Annotated in this window: 12 protein-coding genes; 5 read left to right on the plus strand and 7 right to left on the minus strand. The window is 43.0% G+C overall.

Going from position 1 to position 16,676, the window contains the following annotated elements:
- Window positions 1-127: 127 nt before the first annotated feature.
- Entirely contained in the window at window positions 128-337 is a 210-nt protein-coding gene (locus TOL9009_RS0101140; protein ID WP_029630588.1) for a hypothetical protein, read from the plus strand.
- Here TOL9009_RS0101140 and TOL9009_RS0101145 read toward each other — a convergent pair.
- The 3 genes from TOL9009_RS0101145 to TOL9009_RS46750 form a co-directional block, all read right to left on the minus strand.
- On the minus strand, window positions 320-1,096 hold the full coding sequence (locus tag TOL9009_RS0101145; RefSeq protein ID WP_029630590.1) for an Rpn family recombination-promoting nuclease/putative transposase: 777 nt from the start codon (window positions 1,094-1,096) through the stop codon (window positions 320-322). The genes TOL9009_RS0101140 and TOL9009_RS0101145 overlap by 18 nt on opposite strands.
- 473 nt (window positions 1,097-1,569) lie before the next feature.
- Entirely contained in the window at window positions 1,570-2,067 is a 498-nt protein-coding gene (locus TOL9009_RS0101155; protein ID WP_029630594.1) for a hypothetical protein, read from the minus strand.
- 190 nt (window positions 2,068-2,257) lie between these two features.
- Window positions 2,258-2,395 carry a hypothetical protein gene (locus TOL9009_RS46750; protein ID WP_186227447.1) on the minus strand — a complete coding sequence of 46 codons (138 nt, stop codon included), beginning with the start codon at window positions 2,393-2,395 and terminating at the stop codon, window positions 2,258-2,260.
- A gap of 225 nt (window positions 2,396-2,620) precedes the next feature.
- On the opposite strand from TOL9009_RS46750, the gene mobV reads away from it, so the two are divergent.
- Window positions 2,621-4,519, plus strand: a complete 1,899-nt coding sequence (mobV, locus tag TOL9009_RS0101160; RefSeq protein ID WP_029630596.1) for a MobV family relaxase — start codon at window positions 2,621-2,623, stop codon at window positions 4,517-4,519.
- Between the two features lie 172 nt (window positions 4,520-4,691).
- Here the strand turns inward: mobV and TOL9009_RS0101165 are convergent, their stop codons facing one another.
- Entirely contained in the window at window positions 4,692-5,738 is a 1,047-nt protein-coding gene (locus TOL9009_RS0101165; protein ID WP_029630598.1) for a ParB/RepB/Spo0J family partition protein, read from the minus strand.
- Window positions 5,739-5,772: 34 nt separating this feature from the next.
- Window positions 5,773-6,552, minus strand: a complete 780-nt coding sequence (locus TOL9009_RS0101170) for a ParA family protein (protein WP_029630600.1) — start codon at window positions 6,550-6,552, stop codon at window positions 5,773-5,775.
- 34 nt (window positions 6,553-6,586) lie between these two features.
- On the opposite strand from TOL9009_RS0101170, the gene TOL9009_RS0101175 reads away from it, so the two are divergent.
- The 3 genes from TOL9009_RS0101175 (at window position 6,587) to TOL9009_RS37360 (ending at window position 14,166) form a co-directional block, all read left to right on the plus strand.
- The gene (locus TOL9009_RS0101175; RefSeq protein WP_029630601.1) at window positions 6,587-6,835 is read left to right on the plus strand and encodes a hypothetical protein; all 249 of its coding nucleotides are present in this window, start codon (window positions 6,587-6,589) and stop codon (window positions 6,833-6,835) included.
- Window positions 6,836-7,226: 391 nt separating this feature from the next.
- Window positions 7,227-9,236 (plus strand): caspase family protein, encoded by a 2,010-nt coding sequence (locus tag TOL9009_RS37355; protein WP_051502726.1) that lies wholly within the window; start codon window positions 7,227-7,229, stop codon window positions 9,234-9,236.
- A gap of 337 nt (window positions 9,237-9,573) precedes the next feature.
- Window positions 9,574-14,166: an nSTAND1 domain-containing NTPase gene (locus tag TOL9009_RS37360; protein WP_038295622.1), complete on the plus strand. Its 4,593-nt coding sequence runs from the start codon at window positions 9,574-9,576 to the stop codon at window positions 14,164-14,166.
- Window positions 14,167-14,265: 99 nt separating this feature from the next.
- Here TOL9009_RS37360 and TOL9009_RS0101190 read toward each other — a convergent pair whose 3' ends face one another.
- Both TOL9009_RS0101190 and TOL9009_RS0101195 read right to left on the minus strand, forming a co-directional pair.
- On the minus strand, window positions 14,266-14,478 hold the full coding sequence (locus TOL9009_RS0101190) for a hypothetical protein (RefSeq protein WP_144238104.1): 213 nt from the start codon (window positions 14,476-14,478) through the stop codon (window positions 14,266-14,268).
- A gap of 49 nt (window positions 14,479-14,527) precedes the next feature.
- A partial coding sequence (locus TOL9009_RS0101195; RefSeq protein ID WP_029630605.1) for a WD40 repeat domain-containing protein occupies window positions 14,528-16,676 on the minus strand: 2,149 nt, incomplete at its 5' end.

Here is a 16,676-nt window from a genome sequence, read left to right on the forward strand (position 1 = left end):
TAGAACTATATTGGGGGTATCAGTAATATTAGAGTTCGTTTGCTACTAGTATCCCAAGTCGGATAAGTAACTTTCGAGCAATTGCGGCAATGCAAGTGAGAGCAACCAAAACCCGAACAGTCCGCGCATGAATGAAAAATGTAGGTTAGAGTTACCTACAGGCTGCTTTTACTATCTTAATTTTTGGAAAATTTTGGGTAGTAAAAGCGATCGCCACCAAAAATCACGCATGAACATCGCTGTTTCAGCGCGTTTCGATGATGGCGAAGATGCCTCTAACCATTATCAACCCACGAGTTTTTGGGTCGAACTTAAGCCACTATTGGGGTGGATTTGAAGCTAGTTTTGTGACTTCCTCCACCGATAAATCAACAGCAGAAGCCACTTCCGAGATGCTGTAGCCCATGCCCAAAAGACGCTCAGCTGTTTTTAATTTGGTTTGACGTTCCAAGTCTTGGTAAATTCGTGTTTCTTCAATGTTCAGTCCTAACATGGCTTCCACTTCCTCTCTACTCAACGAAGAAAACTTATAAACGGCAATGGTCGTGATTACTTCTATGATTTCATTTTTCGCCAGTGTGCCTGTTTCTTCAAATTGTACTCGCTCAATTAATAGACGAGCTTGCTCCGCCATCACTTCATCCGGCGCGATCGTCAACTGCATTAAATTAATGCCTATTGGCAGAGTATTGGGATCGCCTAACTCGTCAAGATAGATTCGCTGCACTTGGTCGCTGTTGAGAAATAGTCGATGAATTCTCGTATCGCTCGGTTCACTAGAGCGTGATGGAAAAATTACCACACAGAACCAATCATCATACTGAAACCGATTCCGGTTCAGATACATCATCGATTCAGTAAAAAACCGGTGGTAGAGAGCTTCGTCTTTTTGGAATTGAACCTCAGCAAAAAAAACAATTTTAGATGTTGCACCCTCTGGAGGTAAAAACACGCCATCAATGCGAAAAGCGGTTTCTTTTACTTCAACTGATTCAAATCGGTAGTTTTGCGCCTCTATTGGAGGGTCATTAACAAGTTCAAAAAGTAACAAAGGATTGCGCTTAAATATTTGGTAATAAATGGAGTCGCGTTTCACTACTTCATCCTTAAATTCGCGAGGTTTTGACTATTTACTCGCTCTTTCAACGGACACTCTACTCTTTTGAGCCAGGTTCGTCAAAATGACAATAAGTAATGTCCCAGCCCAGTTATATTTCGTTACACATGCGGACTGCATGACTTCTTCTTAAATTGTTACCCGAAGTGCTTTCTAAGTGTTCTTTGCGTGACGAACTGTTGTTCTAAATTTGTTTTTTGTATGCCTTGAGATTAATTTGATTGTGTTTTGATTGTGTCAGTACATAATTTGGAGTCAGTACACTCCTGCCATGTCTAATTAACCAACACAATTTAATCAACTTTTTGACATCTACCCGAAACGTAAACGTCACTTTTTTGACAATAGTATTCGCGCTATCAACCATCCCCAAAAAGACTATCCACATCAAGTGGCTCTGCTTTACCTTGGATTAAGGCATTTGGTCGCCCCTCTAGTTCTGCCCCCCTTCACTACAACCGAAATCCCGCATCCGCTTCTATGTCCGCCAATGCAATGGGGTCGTCCAAGTCCGAGTCCCAAAAACCATCATCTTCCTCATCTTCATCCCCCTCATACTGAGCAACGTCAGCCTTGGGGACGGGTGGTGGTACAGCCACAGGGATGGTTATCGGTGCAGCCACACCCCCAACAGGCAAGCGCATCCCCTCACCAAAGGGCATCTCATCCGGTCTTAGTCCGCATTCCAACCGAATTACCTCTATCTGCTGCATCAGTTGAGCGATCGCTTTAAGCCCAACCGAGGAGAGTTCCTTTCCCTTAATCCCTCGTTCTTTGAGTGCCAAAGGCAACCAGTAGGGACGCATCGCCTCACAAGCTAAATCGGTCTGCGGTTGTCGCTGACTAGCTAAATAGGCAAACACTATGCCATCATCTGTCTTTTTTGCTCTCTTTATCCTTAGCAGTAGAGCGCCATCATTCTGTTCAGCTTGCTTGACTCTAGTACCCATGACAACAATTCTCTCTCAGTATAAAAAGTGATTAAATAGACTATAACCACACTGGGGGCATTTAGGGTACATATGTTGCTAATAAAGTGCATTTTGGTATCTAGAAGTGACACCCAATGACTCCTACTGACTCCACAACAGCCGTCAACCACCGCAAAAACTACAGTTTTGGGGTACATTTGGGGTCATTTTAGGTACAACTGTTGCCCCCTACCGTAAAACTCGTCGAAATCCGCGCTGTACTTGACTTTTCGGCATTTATCTCGACCACTCTGGCTACCGCAAAGGGGTTTTCGGGTAGGGCAGACCACATTTGTGGTGTACTCATTACACTTCTGCGCCCTACCGGGTGCCTGCGGCATCCCTCGCCAAAGGCTCGTGACACAGAAGTTCGTTCGCCCTCCGGGGGTTGTTGCCAGTTGTCGGGTGCTGCTGTTGTTGTTGTAGTGCAGCTATTGGTTGAGTGAAGCTCGCGCATTGTGTAGTTGAGCTGATGTTTTGGGAATACTCCATACAAGACAAACAGTGGTGGAGCAACAGCTCTTGGGGAACGATGACAGCATTAGCTATCTTGAGAGTGGAGAAGTTGAAGACTTTTGGTAATCTTGGTGGCAGCGAGGCACACACCGCCCGGATTCAGGATACCCCAAATGCTGACCCTCAAAAAAAGGAAACCAACATTCGTCTAATTGGCAACCCTCTTGACCCGTCACTCGAAAAACTGGTAAGAGCCAAAATTGAAAAGGAAACTAAACACACGTTAAAAACTGAGAACTCTTCACGCAAACGAAATAAGGATAAGGACAACCCAAATTCAAAGAAAATTCGGCTGCGTCCGGATGCGGTATTGTGTTCAGAAATATTCCTTAGCGCTTCCCCTGAATACTTCCGACCCGATAACCCATCAAAAGCAGGAGAATGGGATGAGCAATTGATGTGGAATTTCGCCAATGCTTCTACCAAGTGGCTACTTGAGAATTATGGTGATAAATGCGTCCGAGCAGAATTGCACCTGGATGAGGCAACCCCCCACATCCACGCCTATATTGTCCCCATCAACGACAAAACCAAACAACTCAGCCATAAAGCCATGTTTGGGGGAAATGGTAACGAAGGCAAGATTAAACTCTCCAAACTCCAAGACAGTTATGCCTCTGCACTGGCACCAATAGGTATTTCTCGCGGGGTAAAAGGCAGCAAAGCTACTCACACCCAAGTTAAGAAATATTATGCGGCAGTTAACTCAGATCCTCTGCTGATGGAATTAGACCGACTGGCACCACAACCAGGTGAAACAGCACAGCAACTATTTGAGCGCATTAAGGCAGACCCCACAATTCAAACTATCAATCACCAGCTAGCCGATCGCACTCGTGTAATTGAGTTAGAAAAACGGGCATCCCAAAAGGCGATCGCTTCTGAAAAACTGCGGCAACAACTAGAAAATCGCGTAGCTGAATTGGAATCCGAGAACTTTTATTGGAAAGAGCAAGCTGACCAACTGCGAGATTTACCCCTGGAAGATGTGGCATGGCATTTAGGACTAGATAAAGCAGATAAAGGAGGGAACCGTTGGAAGGGGTTAGGACAAGTTATCAATATTACTGATTCTAAGTGGTACGACTTTACAGCAGAAAAAGGTGGCGGTGGGGCTATTGATTTGGTGATGCACGTAAACTCTTGTAATTTTCGGCAAGCTCTAGCTTGGTTGCATGACCGTTTTGATGAAGAAGGGATGCTGCGTGCTACTAGAGCTTACGCACAAAAACAAGCTATCAAAATAGTCACTGAAGAACCTGTACCACAGTTTGTGCCACCAACCCCGGATGAATCAAAGTGGCTTGCGGTACAGAATTACTTGACTAAAGCTAGGGGATTGCCAGAAAACTTTATCGATGCCCTTCATACCAAGGGATGGATTTATGCTGACGAGCAGCAAAATGCTGTGTTTGTGATGCGCGAACTATCGGGAGAAACCACCACTGGCGCGTTTTTACGTGGGACGCGCTTAGAAAACAATTCGTTTATGGGATATGCGCTTGGCACAAAACGGACTCTGGGGTGGTTTTACTTCCATTTGGGCGGTAAACCAACGGATGAAATACATTCATGTGTCATTTGTAAATCTCCTATCGATGCCCTTTCGTGCGCTGCGATAAAGTTGGCTGCAAATTCTGGTATGCAAGAGACGCGGATGATGTTTTTAGCGGTGGATAGTCCCAAAAGCTTACCGTTGGATTTTCTCTCTAAAGTAAGAGCCATTACTGTTGCCTGCTCCCACGATGACACGGGACGCTCTATGGCACAAGCTATTAAAGAATTACTGCCGCATTCCAATATAGTGCAACCACAAGCACTTGATTGGAATGCGGAACTGTTGGAATATTCGCGGCAAGAAAAGGTGCGGATGAAGGAAGTAGAAAAGAAAAAGAATCGGGGACTGGAACGTTAGTAAATTGACGAATAGAAGGGGTACGCTCCTACCCGTGTGTTCCATTACACCTCAAAGCAACGCCTACCCGAAAATGCTTATATAATCGTTACGAGTTTATATATAGGTTTTTCAGCTTTGAACCGAGTTGGTTGCCCTTGTTGCGAGTTACTAATTCTCAATAAAAGGAAATTTAAGCTTTTGGGACTTCTTGTTCTTCATCCAAAAGCGTTTTGATTTGATTGAGCAATTTCTCCAACGCTTTCTTTTTCTTCGGGTTATCCCAGACTTTGGATGAACCGAGTTGTTTGCTTAACTCCTTGTACGCTTGTTTAAGTGATGGGGTAGTGTCTGCTTTTTCCTCATTGAGAATATCTCGTATCAAGAGTTGGATTTCTGTAAGTGATAGATTATCTTTAATTGCTGCAAGCAGTAAAGGAGCGCGTTTGCCCTGATCCTTCACTTTGGCGATCGCACGCGCTTTGGTGTACTCAATTGACCCTACTTGCAACTCCGCCTTGATATCATCCGGTAAATTGAGTAATGGCAGGCGATTAGTACGGAAGGATTCAGCAGAAAGCCTACCAAGGGAGGCAAATACGCCTTCTACTACAACATTTTCTTCATGGCGGATAACGTTATCCGCGCTTGTGTCATCTGAAGAATGGATAACATCATCCTGGTTGAATTTTTCCTTCTTTTCTTCATGGCGGATAACGTTATCCGCTTGTTTGCGATTAGCCTTGGACATGCGATTGAGCAGGCTGATTACCTCATCCTGGGTTAAGTTGAGGCGCAGTGCCAGTAACTCCAAAATTCCGATTGTTTCCTCATACGCATTTAAATCTTCGCGCTGGAGGTTTTCAATTAATTGCACCTGCTTAACCGTGTCGTCGTCCATTTCCTTGATGACGACAGGCACGAACTCCAACCCGGCCATAATAGCTGCTTTGAAACGACGCTCGCCCGCAATGAGTTCGTAACTTCCATCGGTTAGAGTCCGCACGATTAATGGTTCGAGGATGCCTAGTTCTTTAATAGATAGCGAAAGTTCTTCCAACTTTTTGGGGTCAAAATACCGCCTGGGTTGGGTGGGTGCTAATTTAATTTCCTGGATGGGAATCGTGTTGGTTGATTTATTAGATGGCGTTGCGGGTTCATCTTCACTACCGCCAAACATTAAATCTATTGGGTTGGCGTGTTTGAGTTTTGCGGTGTAAGCTGCGTCTTTTTTACTCACAGAACCTCCTAGTAAGTGTGGCAGACCTGTGGGTTTAGCCCGACGACTCCACTTTTAATTTGTCTAACTCTTTGGCAATCTTGTTTAGGATTTTGACTGCGGCGTGTTTTTTATCATACATTCCCAACGGCATTCTGTGCTCGGAGGCATCCGCAAAGGCGATGGATTTGGGAATAGCTGGGTATATCGTACCAATTTGGGAAAGTTGTTCTTCAACAGCTTGGAGTGTGCGGGTTTCTTGTGCGGTGCGGCTGTCGAGCATTGTCGGAATAAACCCAGCAATTTGTAGTCCTTTGTTGAGCTTTTTTTTTACCCTGGCGACAGAAGAGAGCAGTAGGTCTGTACCCAGGAAAGATTTAAATTGACACTGAATAGGTACGAGAATGTGGGTAGCAGCAGTTAGGCTGAGAATACTTAAAATGCCAAGCGACGGGGGACAATCAATAAGAATAAAGTCATACTCGCCTAGTATGGGAGCGATCGCTTCACTGAGGCGATATTCCCTGGCGGTGGCAGCAGGTAATAAAAGTTCGGCGGCGCTCAAGTTTATGTTGGTGGGGGCAAGCGCCATACCCTGGATTTTTTCAGGGTAGACAAATAATGGTTCTTCATCAATTATCGCGTTGTAAACAGTTTTTTCTAATGATTCGGGGTCTACACCCATGAAATTGGTGAGTGATGCTTGCGGGTCCATATCTACTAGTAGGACGCGGTGCTTGTTGGCTGCGAGATGGTAGCCCAGATTGTGGGTCAAAGTTGTTTTGGCAACGCCCCCTGACTGGTTGAATAGCGTGATGATGCGGGTTTTGCTCACGGTAGTTGGTTGAGAATTTCTTTGTTATTTAGGAATGAGTCAGATTTGGCGGATAACGTTATCCGCTATATGCGAAAAGGAATTTAATCAAGTTTTTGGTGCAGGCAAAGTTCCGAAGGAACTGCTACGCGATGCTCTGGAGAAGCTGCCTTACGGCGATCGCCGTGAGAAAGTCTATTGTAAATTTTTAGAATTTTTGTCAGACGATTTGCATAAAAGCCACAATTACCATCCAATAGCTTTTAAACGTCAATTTCAAGGAGTGGTAGTGGTAAATATGTAGTGAAAACTGATATTTACTAACTCAAATTATTCATTTTTAGCTATGGAAATTTTTAATTATATTTAACTGACTAATTGAACTCTCTATTTGAGAATTTTATGTGGGGTTCTTTTTTGAGGCAATATAGCCAAAAAAACGATGTCTTCTTCTTTATACTTCGTTTTTCCTCCTCAGGTGGAACAACTTACAGGGAGAAGGTTCCAGCCTGCAAAGGATTGAGCCTCGTTTAGGCGAAATTCTGTCCCACTTTACGCTGCTACCCATCTTATCCTTCTTCTTTAGCGACAAGTATTTTTGACAATAATTCGGAAATTCGCGCTTGTATCGTTGTAGTTTAGCAGGTCAGTGTATTTTTGCGGTATATCGTAAAAAAATTAGGGTTGCTATCTATATGAATCATAATATCTACGCATTACTAGTTGGTATTGATGAATACGTAAATGTTTCTCCATTGCAGGGCTGTGTAAATGATATAACTGCAATCAAAGAGTACCTAGAAGGGCGGGTTAATACTGATGGTTACCAGTTACATCTACGTACATTGTTGAACAAAGATGCTACCCGACAGGCAGTCATTGATGGTTTTCGTCAACATCTGTGCCAAGCTGGAAGTGAAGATGTGGTATTTTTCTACTATGCAGGACATGGGTCTCAAGAAGAAGCCCCGGAAGAGTTTTGGACTATAGAACCAGACCGACTGAATGAAACCCTGGTTTGTTACGACAGCCGCAGTTTGGGGGGTTGGGACTTGGCAGATAAAGAATTGGCAAAGCTGATTGCAGAGGTAGCCCAGAAAAACCCTCAGATTACGATTATTATGGACTGTTGCCACTCAAGCTCTGGCACTCGTGGTGATATCGAAGCGGACACCGCAGAACGTAAAGCTCCTATTGATAGAAGAAAGCGTCCCCTAGACAGTTTTATCTTTTCCAATAAAGATGCCGAGCAACTATTAACTGAGCGGAGTCTGGCAACTAATCCCACTGGCTGGACTTTACCACGAGCAAAACATATTTTTCTCGCAGCTTGCCGCGATCGCCAAACAGCGAAAGAATATAATGTCGGTGGGCAACGTCGGGGAGCATTTTCTTATTTCTTACTCGATACCTTAAAAAAAGCCAATGGCAGTTTAACTTATAGAGATTTATTCAAACGCACTAATGCTTTAGTTCGCAGTAAAGTTGCAAATCAATCTCCCCAATTAGAAGCAACAGTACTAGATGATTTAGAACAACCGTTTTTGGGAGGAGCGATCGCCGGACGCAAACCCTATCTGACTGTCAGTTATCACAAAGATCATGAGTGGGTAGTTGATGGGGGTACGGTTCATGGAATTCCCCAACCTTCTGGCGATGAAACAACCTTACTGGCATTATTCCCCTTTGACAGTTCCCCCGAACAGATGCAGGAATTGTCAGCAGCGATATGTGAAGCTAAAGTCATTGCGGTTATGCCGCAGCTGAGTCTAGTGCAGATTAGCGGTATTGAAACTTTAGACCCAGAGATGACTTTTAAAGCAGTTGTCATTAGTCTACCCCTACCGCCTAAAGGTGTTTTGATTACTGGTGAGTCAGCAGGAGTGAAATTAGCTCGCGCCGCACTGTTGAGCATGAGTCTAGGAAATCAGCCATCACTATACCTTCAGGAAGTTGGAACTTTTGAAGATGCCGAATTTAAGTTACTGGCTCGTAATGGGCAATATTTGATTACTCGTCCCGCCGATGACCGTCCAATAGTTGCTCAAATTCAGGGTTATACAGAAAAAAATGCCTTCCAAGCAATTGAGCGATTGGAGCATATTACCCGTTGGACAAATATTGCTGAACTCTCCAGCCCAGCAACCAGTAGCATTCAAGCTTCGGCAGTGCAAATGGTGATTTATCAGTCAGGGCAAGAGGTTAAAGATGCGACTATTAACTTGCAGTACCAACAGCAAAATGGCAAGTGGAAAGGTCCGACTTTTAAAGCCAAACTCAAAAATAATAGCAATCAAGAACTTTTTTGCGCCCTCCTGGATTTGACAGACAGCTATGCAGTTAGTCCAGAATTATTAGAAACCGGAGGTGTTTGGCTCAAACCAGGCGAGGAAGCTTGGGCATTGGGAGGTGAAAATATCTATCCTACAGTGCGAGAAAAACTTTGGAAACAGGGAATAAATCAGAGCCAAGATATTCTCAAGCTGATTGTTAGTACATCTGAGTTTGATGCTACCTTGCTCAGACAAAATGAACTAGACTTACCTTTTTTCCCGGAAAGAGATCCAGGTCGAGGGCGGGGAACCCTAAACCGTTTGATGAAGCGCGTGCAATCCCGTGACCTGAGATCCGCACCAGAAGAGGAAGTCTATGATGACTGGATTACCAGTCAAATCAACATTACTACAGTGCGCCCCAAGGCATAACGCTAATTTTCAAACCCTCATCTGTGTTTTTTAATTATCTATAGAGGTAGTTGACATTCGTACATTTAGCTGGATTAGCTGTATTCTTAGATAACTGAAGTATTTATAAAAGTCAGTCACAAGTCAGTAATCCTCAGACGGGAACTCAGTATGCAGTGGGGTTTGATGAATATACAGCGTATTGCAAGTAAATAAAATACACCCCACCCGCGCTATCGCGCACCCTCCCCGCTTGCGGGGAGGGTTGGGGAGGGGTTCTTCTGTACGTCACCAAGTTTAAATCTGCTGTATCAGTTTCAAACAAGTAGAACAAATAACTAACAAAGGAACTGCTTTTATGTCTGAGTTTTCTAGAAATCTGGCATTTATCATTGGCATTAATAATTACACAAACGGTATTTCTCCTCTACAGAATGCTGGCAATGATGCCAAAAAGCTAGTTGAAATACTGCGAGAAAAGCATGAATATCAAGTATGGGTGTGTTTAGACGAAGTAGCGACACTCAATAACTTAAATAAACTTTTAGAAAAAATACTACCAGAACAAGTAAGTGAAAATGACCGCTTGCTGTTTTACTTTGCTGGTCATGGGGTAGCCCTGAATGGCGATGATGGTCCGGCAGGTTATTTAATTCCCCAAGATGCGAAATTGAATGCCACTGAAACCTACCTACCAATGGCTAAGTTGCAAAAATCCTTGGAGAAACTACCCTGTCGTCATTTCTTAGGAATCCTCGATTGCTGCTTTGCTGGAGCCTTTCGTTGGTCAAGCAACAGGGATTTACTAAATGCCCCAGAGGTCATCCATAAAGAGCGTTATGACCGTTTTATTACTGACCCCGCTTGGCAGGTAATAACTAGTGCTGCCTCCGATCAAAAAGCCTTAGATGCCTTTGCACTTAACGCAGAACGCCGTCAGAGAGGCAACCATTCCCCTTTTGCTGCGGCATTAATCGAAGCACTTGCAGGTAAGGCTGATGCCTATCCTCCTTCTACTAATGGTAAACCCTCAGGAGATGGGGTAATTACTGCTACCGAACTCTACTTGTATCTACGGGATACAGTTGAACCACCCACGGAAGGAAATCGCCAACGGCAAACCCCCGGTATTTGGCCTCTGGAGAAGCATGATAAAGGCGAGTATATTTTCCTTGCTCCAGGACATCCACTCAACTTACCACCAGCACCACCATTGGATGCTTCAAAAAATCCCTACCGAGGTTTAGAATCTTATGACAAGGAACATAGCGAACTGTTTTTCGGAAGAACTGAACTGGTAGAAAAGTTACATAATTTTGTCAAAACTCATCCTTTAACAGTGGTGTTGGGTGCTTCTGGTTCCGGTAAATCTAGCTTAGTGAAGGCGGGATTAATTCCCCAACTAGGGAAAGATAAGACCAAGCAATGGTCTATTTTGTCACCTATCCGTCCTGGTGAGACTCCTATGCAAGCGTTAAATAATGCTTTGAAAAATGCCCAATTACCAGAGGTAGCAGCCCAAAACCCACAGCAGAACCTGGCAATGAGCATTGATGTTTGGGCGAAACGCAACCCCAACTCTAAGTTATTGTTGTTTATTGACCAGAGCGAAGAAGTTATTACACTCTGTCAAAACGAGGATGAGCGTAAAGAGTTTTTCCAACAGATACTTAACGCAATTAATGCCCATCGGGATAAATTACGGGTAGTCCTATCCCTACGCTCTGACTTTGAACCCCAAATTAGAGAGGCTGGCTTAAAGTTTGTCCCCACAAACTATAACGCGGGAAATACTGAGCTTAAAAGTCGTTGGCACAGCGGACGATTTATTGTGCCAGCGATGACGCGAGCCGATTTGCGAGAAGCGATTGAGAAACCCGCAGAAGCACGGGTGATGTATTTTCAGCCCCACGAACTTGTAGAACAATTGATTGATGAAGTAGCAGATATGCCGGGAGCGTTACCCCTGCTTTCTTTTGCCTTGAGCGAACTTTACCTCAAGTATTTAAAGCGACAACGGGATGCAGAAAATAGAGGTATAACAATTGACCGGGCGCTGACTCAAGCAGATTATCAAGATTTGGGAGGAGTCATCCAATCGCTGACTCAAAGGGCTGATGAGGAATATGAGGCATTAGTTAAAGAGAATCCGGCTTATGTCCAGATTATTCGTCATGTAATGCTACGAATGGTGGCGATTGGTGGAGGTGAATTGGCACGCAGACGAGTATCGCTATCGGAATTAGAATATCCAGCAGAGAAAAATAATTTAGTTAAGAAAGTAATTGAGCGTTTTACGAATGCACGGTTACTGGTTATAGGAGAAGATGCGGATAGTAATACCTATGTAGAACCTGCCCATGATGCTTTGGTGCGGGGATGGCAAAAGTTGCTGGGGTGGAAGCAAGAGGAAGAAGAAAATTTACTTTTGCAACGGCGATTGACTCCGGCAGCTCAGGAGTGGAAAAATCTAAAAAATAAGAGCAAAGAAAAGCCAAAAGAGATTTTAGATCAGACTGGTTCTGTTTTAGATTGGTTAGATCGACGACTTTGGTTCCCAGCCGAAAACTTAGTCAATAAAATTCCTTCTCAGTTGGCTCGACTGTTACCATACCCTCAGAACCAGCAAGGGCGTTTGAGAGAGAAATCTGTACAGTTTTTATGGAATGCGAATCCTTATCTCAATGTATTGAATAAAGAACTCAATTCCGATGACAACTGGTTAAACCAAGTTGAAGTTGAGTTTGTGCAGCAAAGCGTATTACAAAAACGCCGGAATATTAGTTTGCAGTGGTGTATTACGATTACAGTCATACTGGGGCTAGGTACAGGTTTAATATTTTCTTTGATTGGACAGAGAAATGCACAACTAGGTCAAATCAATACTTCTAGACAAGCAGCAGAAGCAAAATTGATCTCTAACCAAACCCAAGAATTTGATGCTTTGATTGATAGTTTACGCACAGTAAAGCTTCTTAATCATCCACTTTTGCAATTATTTCCACCAACAGATGTCTTACGAAAACAAGTGCAACTAACCTTAAGTAAAGCGGTTTATGAAGTAAAAGAATACAATCGTTTGAAAGATGATGAAGGCAGCATCTGGAGTGTGAGTTTTAGCCATGACGGTAAGCTTCTGGCGACTGGTAATAATGATGGCACAGCTCGTATCTGGAACTTGCAGGGCAAAAAGTTAATGAAAACTCAAAGTGTTCAAAGCAGAATCGCGAGCGTTAGTTTTAGCCATGACGATAAGCTTCTGGCGACTGCTGGTGATGATGGCATAGCTCGTATCTGGAACTTGGATAAAAAAAAGGAAACAGGAATAAAGGAGATAATATTGTCAGATGCTCAAACATTACCTAATCTACCTAAAGACAAGCTAACAAGCATCAGCTTTAGCCCTGATGGCAAATGGCTAGCTGTTGGTGCAGAAAATGGCAGTATCTCTATGTATTTGCGGGATTCTTTAGGATTACAAAAGAAAGCGCAATTCTCTTATCGAGAACTATTATTCAGCATAGCTTTCAGTCCCGATGGCAAGTATCTCGCTGCCACTGGACGCGAAGATAAAGTCCTTGTTTGGAATGTGCAGGATGATGAACCACAAGCTGAACCACAAGCTGAACTTACAGGATGCGGAATAAATAACAACAGTATAAGTTTTAGTCCTTCTAATGGAGGTAAGTATTTAGCGATCGCCTCAGATTCGGGTATCGCCTCAGATTCGGGTATCGCCTCAGATTCGGGTATAGGATGTGTGTGGGATTGGAATAACCAGAAACAACCAATCAAAAAACTGATCGGGCATACATTTGTTGTCAGGAGCATCAGTTTTAGTCCTGATGGCAAATGGCTGGCTACCGGTGGAGGAGATAACACCGCACGCTTGTGGAAGTGGGATATTTCCTTATCTAATAATGAGATTGAGATAAAGGATAATTTGTTGTTAAAACATCAAGGCTACGTCACGAGCGTTAATTTTAGCCCCAACGGCAATTATTTAGCTACTGCTGGTGTAGAGGGTATCACTCATTTGTGGAAGTTCAAGAATGAACTGGAGAATAAGAGACTTCCTATATATCAAGAGTTCAATTTTGATAGTTTTAACTATGGTGCGGACGATTTTATTCTCCGTAATAGCGGTTCTGGTTTTTCTTATAAGGAGATTTTTTCTAACTTTTTTACAGACAAAATTTTCAATAAGACCAAGACAGACGATAAAGCCTATCAAAGCTTTAGCTTTAGCCCCGATGTCAAACAATTGGCTACCTCTTCAGATAACGAAGTCAAGGTTATAGACTTACAGGGCAATGATAGTGAAAAAATAAAAAAATGCCCAAGCAATGAAGAGCAGATAGACTCTTTAAGCCTCAAATTCAGTTCGTCCCTTAGCAAGCGCAAACTTCTAGCTATGGGTACAAATTTTGGCATTGTATGTGTATGGGATCTGGAAAATGATAAATTTTGGGAGATTCCAACAGATAACTCTTCACAACGAATTCATAGTGTTAGTTTTAGCAACGACGGTAAGCTATTAGCTACTGGTGGAGAAGATTTAATTCTCCGTGTGTGGAACTGGGAGGAAAAAAAGATACTTAAAAAATTATATGGAAATCAAGATGTAATTTATAGCATCAGCTTCAGTGATGACGATAAACTATTAGCTACTGCTGGAAAAGATAAAATTGCTCGTGTATGGGAATTAAAAAGCGAAGAACAGTTAGCAGAATTCAAAGAGCATGAGGGTAAGATTTCACATGTAAAGTTTGGAGCTAATGACACGGAACTGGTTACTGGGGGAGAGAATGGCACAAAATCAAGGAAACTTGAATCGTTTAACGAGTTCATAGTGAGGGGTTGCAATTGGGTACGGGACTATTTGCAGAATAACCCTAATGTTAGTGAGAGCGATCGCCACCTATGCGACAATGTGCCAAAACAAAAGTAGTTGCAAAAGATAAAAGTTTTTAACCCCGTAGCAGCTATTCGTCAAATATAGATAGTGCGATCGCCCTTCAAAAATTCTTGGTACAAAAGTGCGATCGCTCTATACGTCTCTATCTGTTCCTGGAGAGCGATCGGATTCTACTTTTATTTCCGGAGCTTTTTTAGGTTCTTGATTTTTTACTTTGACATTTTGATGACTTGATGCATCAGATTTGATGTCAGGGTCTCTATCTGTTCCTGGAGAGCGATCGGATTCTACTGTTATTTCCGGAGCTTTTTTAGGTTCTTGATTTTCCATAGAGTTTTTTTGCACCCAATCCAAATTGTATAATAATTAACCATTACATGGGCATAATAGCATCTTATTCTCTCTCTACTGCACCAAGAGCTTTTAATGTGTTCTTCTGAGGTGTTGTTAAACCGATTGCGTTTTTAATATTCATACCTTCATAGGGTCTATAAATTCTGATTGTTTTTACACATTCACCTGTTTCAACATCCCAAAGCTTCATGGTTTCGTCTTCGCTGCTACTAACTAACACAGTGCTATTAGGACTAAAGGCAATTGACCGTACTGCTTTGTGATGTCCCTGAAATGTTTTAAGAACAACACCTGTACTAATATCCCACAGTTTTACTGTCTGGTCGTCACTGCCACTAGCTAAAATTTTGCCATCCTGGCTCAAAGCAATTGTTCTAACTCGGTATGTATGACCTTTTAATGTTTGTAGACATTGCCCCGTATTAACGTCCCACAGTTTAATAGTTTGGTCTCCACTGGCACTAGCAAGGATATCTGCACCCTGAGTGAAGATAACAGAGAAAACCCAATCATGGTGTCCTGACAATGTTTGTAAACAAATTCCCGTACTTATGTCCCAAACTTTGACAGTGTTGTCACTGCTACCACTTGCTACAAATCTACCGCAGGGGCTAAAAATAATTGTTTTGACTTCACCAACATGTCCTAGCAATGTATGCAGACATTCTCCTGTATGCCAATCCCAAAGCTTTATCGTTTGGTCACGACTACCACTTGCTAAAATTCGTGCATCTGGACTGAAGCTAATACAATGTACCCAACTATCGTGTCCCCAAAGAGTTTTAAAACACTCTCCTGTGTTTGCATCCCAGAGTTTGATGGTTGTGTCATCGCTGCTAGTTGCCAGAATAGGAGTTTTTAGCTGTTTCCCAATATCTTCAGATGAGGTGATATTTCTGGTATCTGTGTAAGTACCTAAGTATTTGGAAGCAAAGGTCACTGAAGATACCAAATTATTATGCCCTTGTAACGTTCGCAGGTATTGTCCTGTCTCAACGTTCCACAATCTTACCCGTTGGTCTTGGCTGCTACAGACTAGCATTTGACCATCTGGACTAAAGGCAACAGATAATATCCAATTAATATAGCCATCCACTGTTCTCAAACATTGTCCCGTGCGGATATCCCATAACTTCATCGTTTGGTTTTCACTAACACTCAGCAAGGTTTGACCATCTGGATTAACAGTAACTAACCAAATGCGTGAAGCATCGCTATCGCCTAAAAGTGAATTGCTATGCTCATGCAAAGTTTGCAGACATTTCCCTGTTATAACATCCCATATTTTAACAGTTTTATCCTCGCTCCCCGTCACCAGTGTTTTACCATCTGGGCTGAAAGCAACTGCCCACACATGACTGTTGTAGTCTGGCAATGTTTTTATACACTCACCACTAGCTAAATCCCAAAATTTTACCGTTGTGCGATCGCTTCCCGTCACCAATGTTTGTCCGTCTGGGCTTATAGCAATAGATAACAGCCAATTGATGGGGATTTCTAGGACTCGCAGGCAAGAAGCAGTATTTACATTCCACACTCTCACAGTTTGGTCTTCACCCCCTGTTACCAAGGTTTCTCCATTGGGAGTAAAGGTAGTAAAAAATACTCGATTCCTATGCCCTGACAAAGTTTGCAGACATTGCCCAGTGTGAATATTCCACAATTTTACCGTTTGGTCGTTGCTACCACTGGCTAAAATTTCTCCGTCTGGACTAAAAGCCAGCGATTGCACCCAACTTGTATGACCTCGCAGTGTTTTCAAACATTGCCCAGTGTGGACATTCCACAACCTTACTGTTTGGTCGTTGCTACCACTAGCTAAAATTTGCCCGTCTGGACTAAAAGCCAGCGATTGTACCCAAGCAGTATGACCATTGTAGGTAATAATTTGTGTGATGTTTGCAACTGACCACAACCAAATCTCATTGTCAGTACTTGTTGCCAGTAGTTTCCCATCTGGGCTGAAAGTTGCTGATAAAACACCCCCTAATGTTCGAGTCAAAGCAGACTTACTTAAATCTGCATTAGCGAAGTTGACTCGATGCAAATTCATCCCCTGTATGTAAGCTTGCCAAACCGTTAAGTTAGAAAAATCATAGCCACTCAGGTCAACATCAAGCTGCCAGAGTAAATTGAGAATATTACCACCTGCATATCCTGGTTTTCTAGGAGCAACCGACTTCAGCTTT

Origin of the sequence: [Scytonema hofmanni] UTEX 2349 (assembly GCF_000582685.1) — a bacterium.
Lineage (GTDB): Bacteria > Cyanobacteriota > Cyanobacteriia > Cyanobacteriales > Nostocaceae > Hassallia > Hassallia hofmanni.

Excerpts from the sequence above, each read along its gene's own strand:
- TOL9009_RS0101140 (WP_029630588.1), top strand. The coding sequence starts at position 128 with ATGAATGAAAAATGTAGGTTAGAGTTACCTACAGGCTGCTTTTACTAT.
- TOL9009_RS0101155 (WP_029630594.1), bottom strand. The coding sequence starts at position 2,067 with ATGGGTACTAGAGTCAAGCAAGCTGAACAGAATGATGGCGCTCTACTG.
- TOL9009_RS46750 (WP_186227447.1), bottom strand. The coding sequence starts at position 2,395 with ATGAGTACACCACAAATGTGGTCTGCCCTACCCGAAAACCCCTTTGCG.
- mobV (WP_029630596.1), top strand. The coding sequence starts at position 2,621 with ATGACAGCATTAGCTATCTTGAGAGTGGAGAAGTTGAAGACTTTTGGT.
- TOL9009_RS0101175 (WP_029630601.1), top strand. The coding sequence starts at position 6,587 with ATGAGTCAGATTTGGCGGATAACGTTATCCGCTATATGCGAAAAGGAA.
- TOL9009_RS37355 (WP_051502726.1), top strand. The coding sequence starts at position 7,227 with ATGAATCATAATATCTACGCATTACTAGTTGGTATTGATGAATACGTA.
- TOL9009_RS37360 (WP_038295622.1), top strand. The coding sequence starts at position 9,574 with ATGTCTGAGTTTTCTAGAAATCTGGCATTTATCATTGGCATTAATAAT.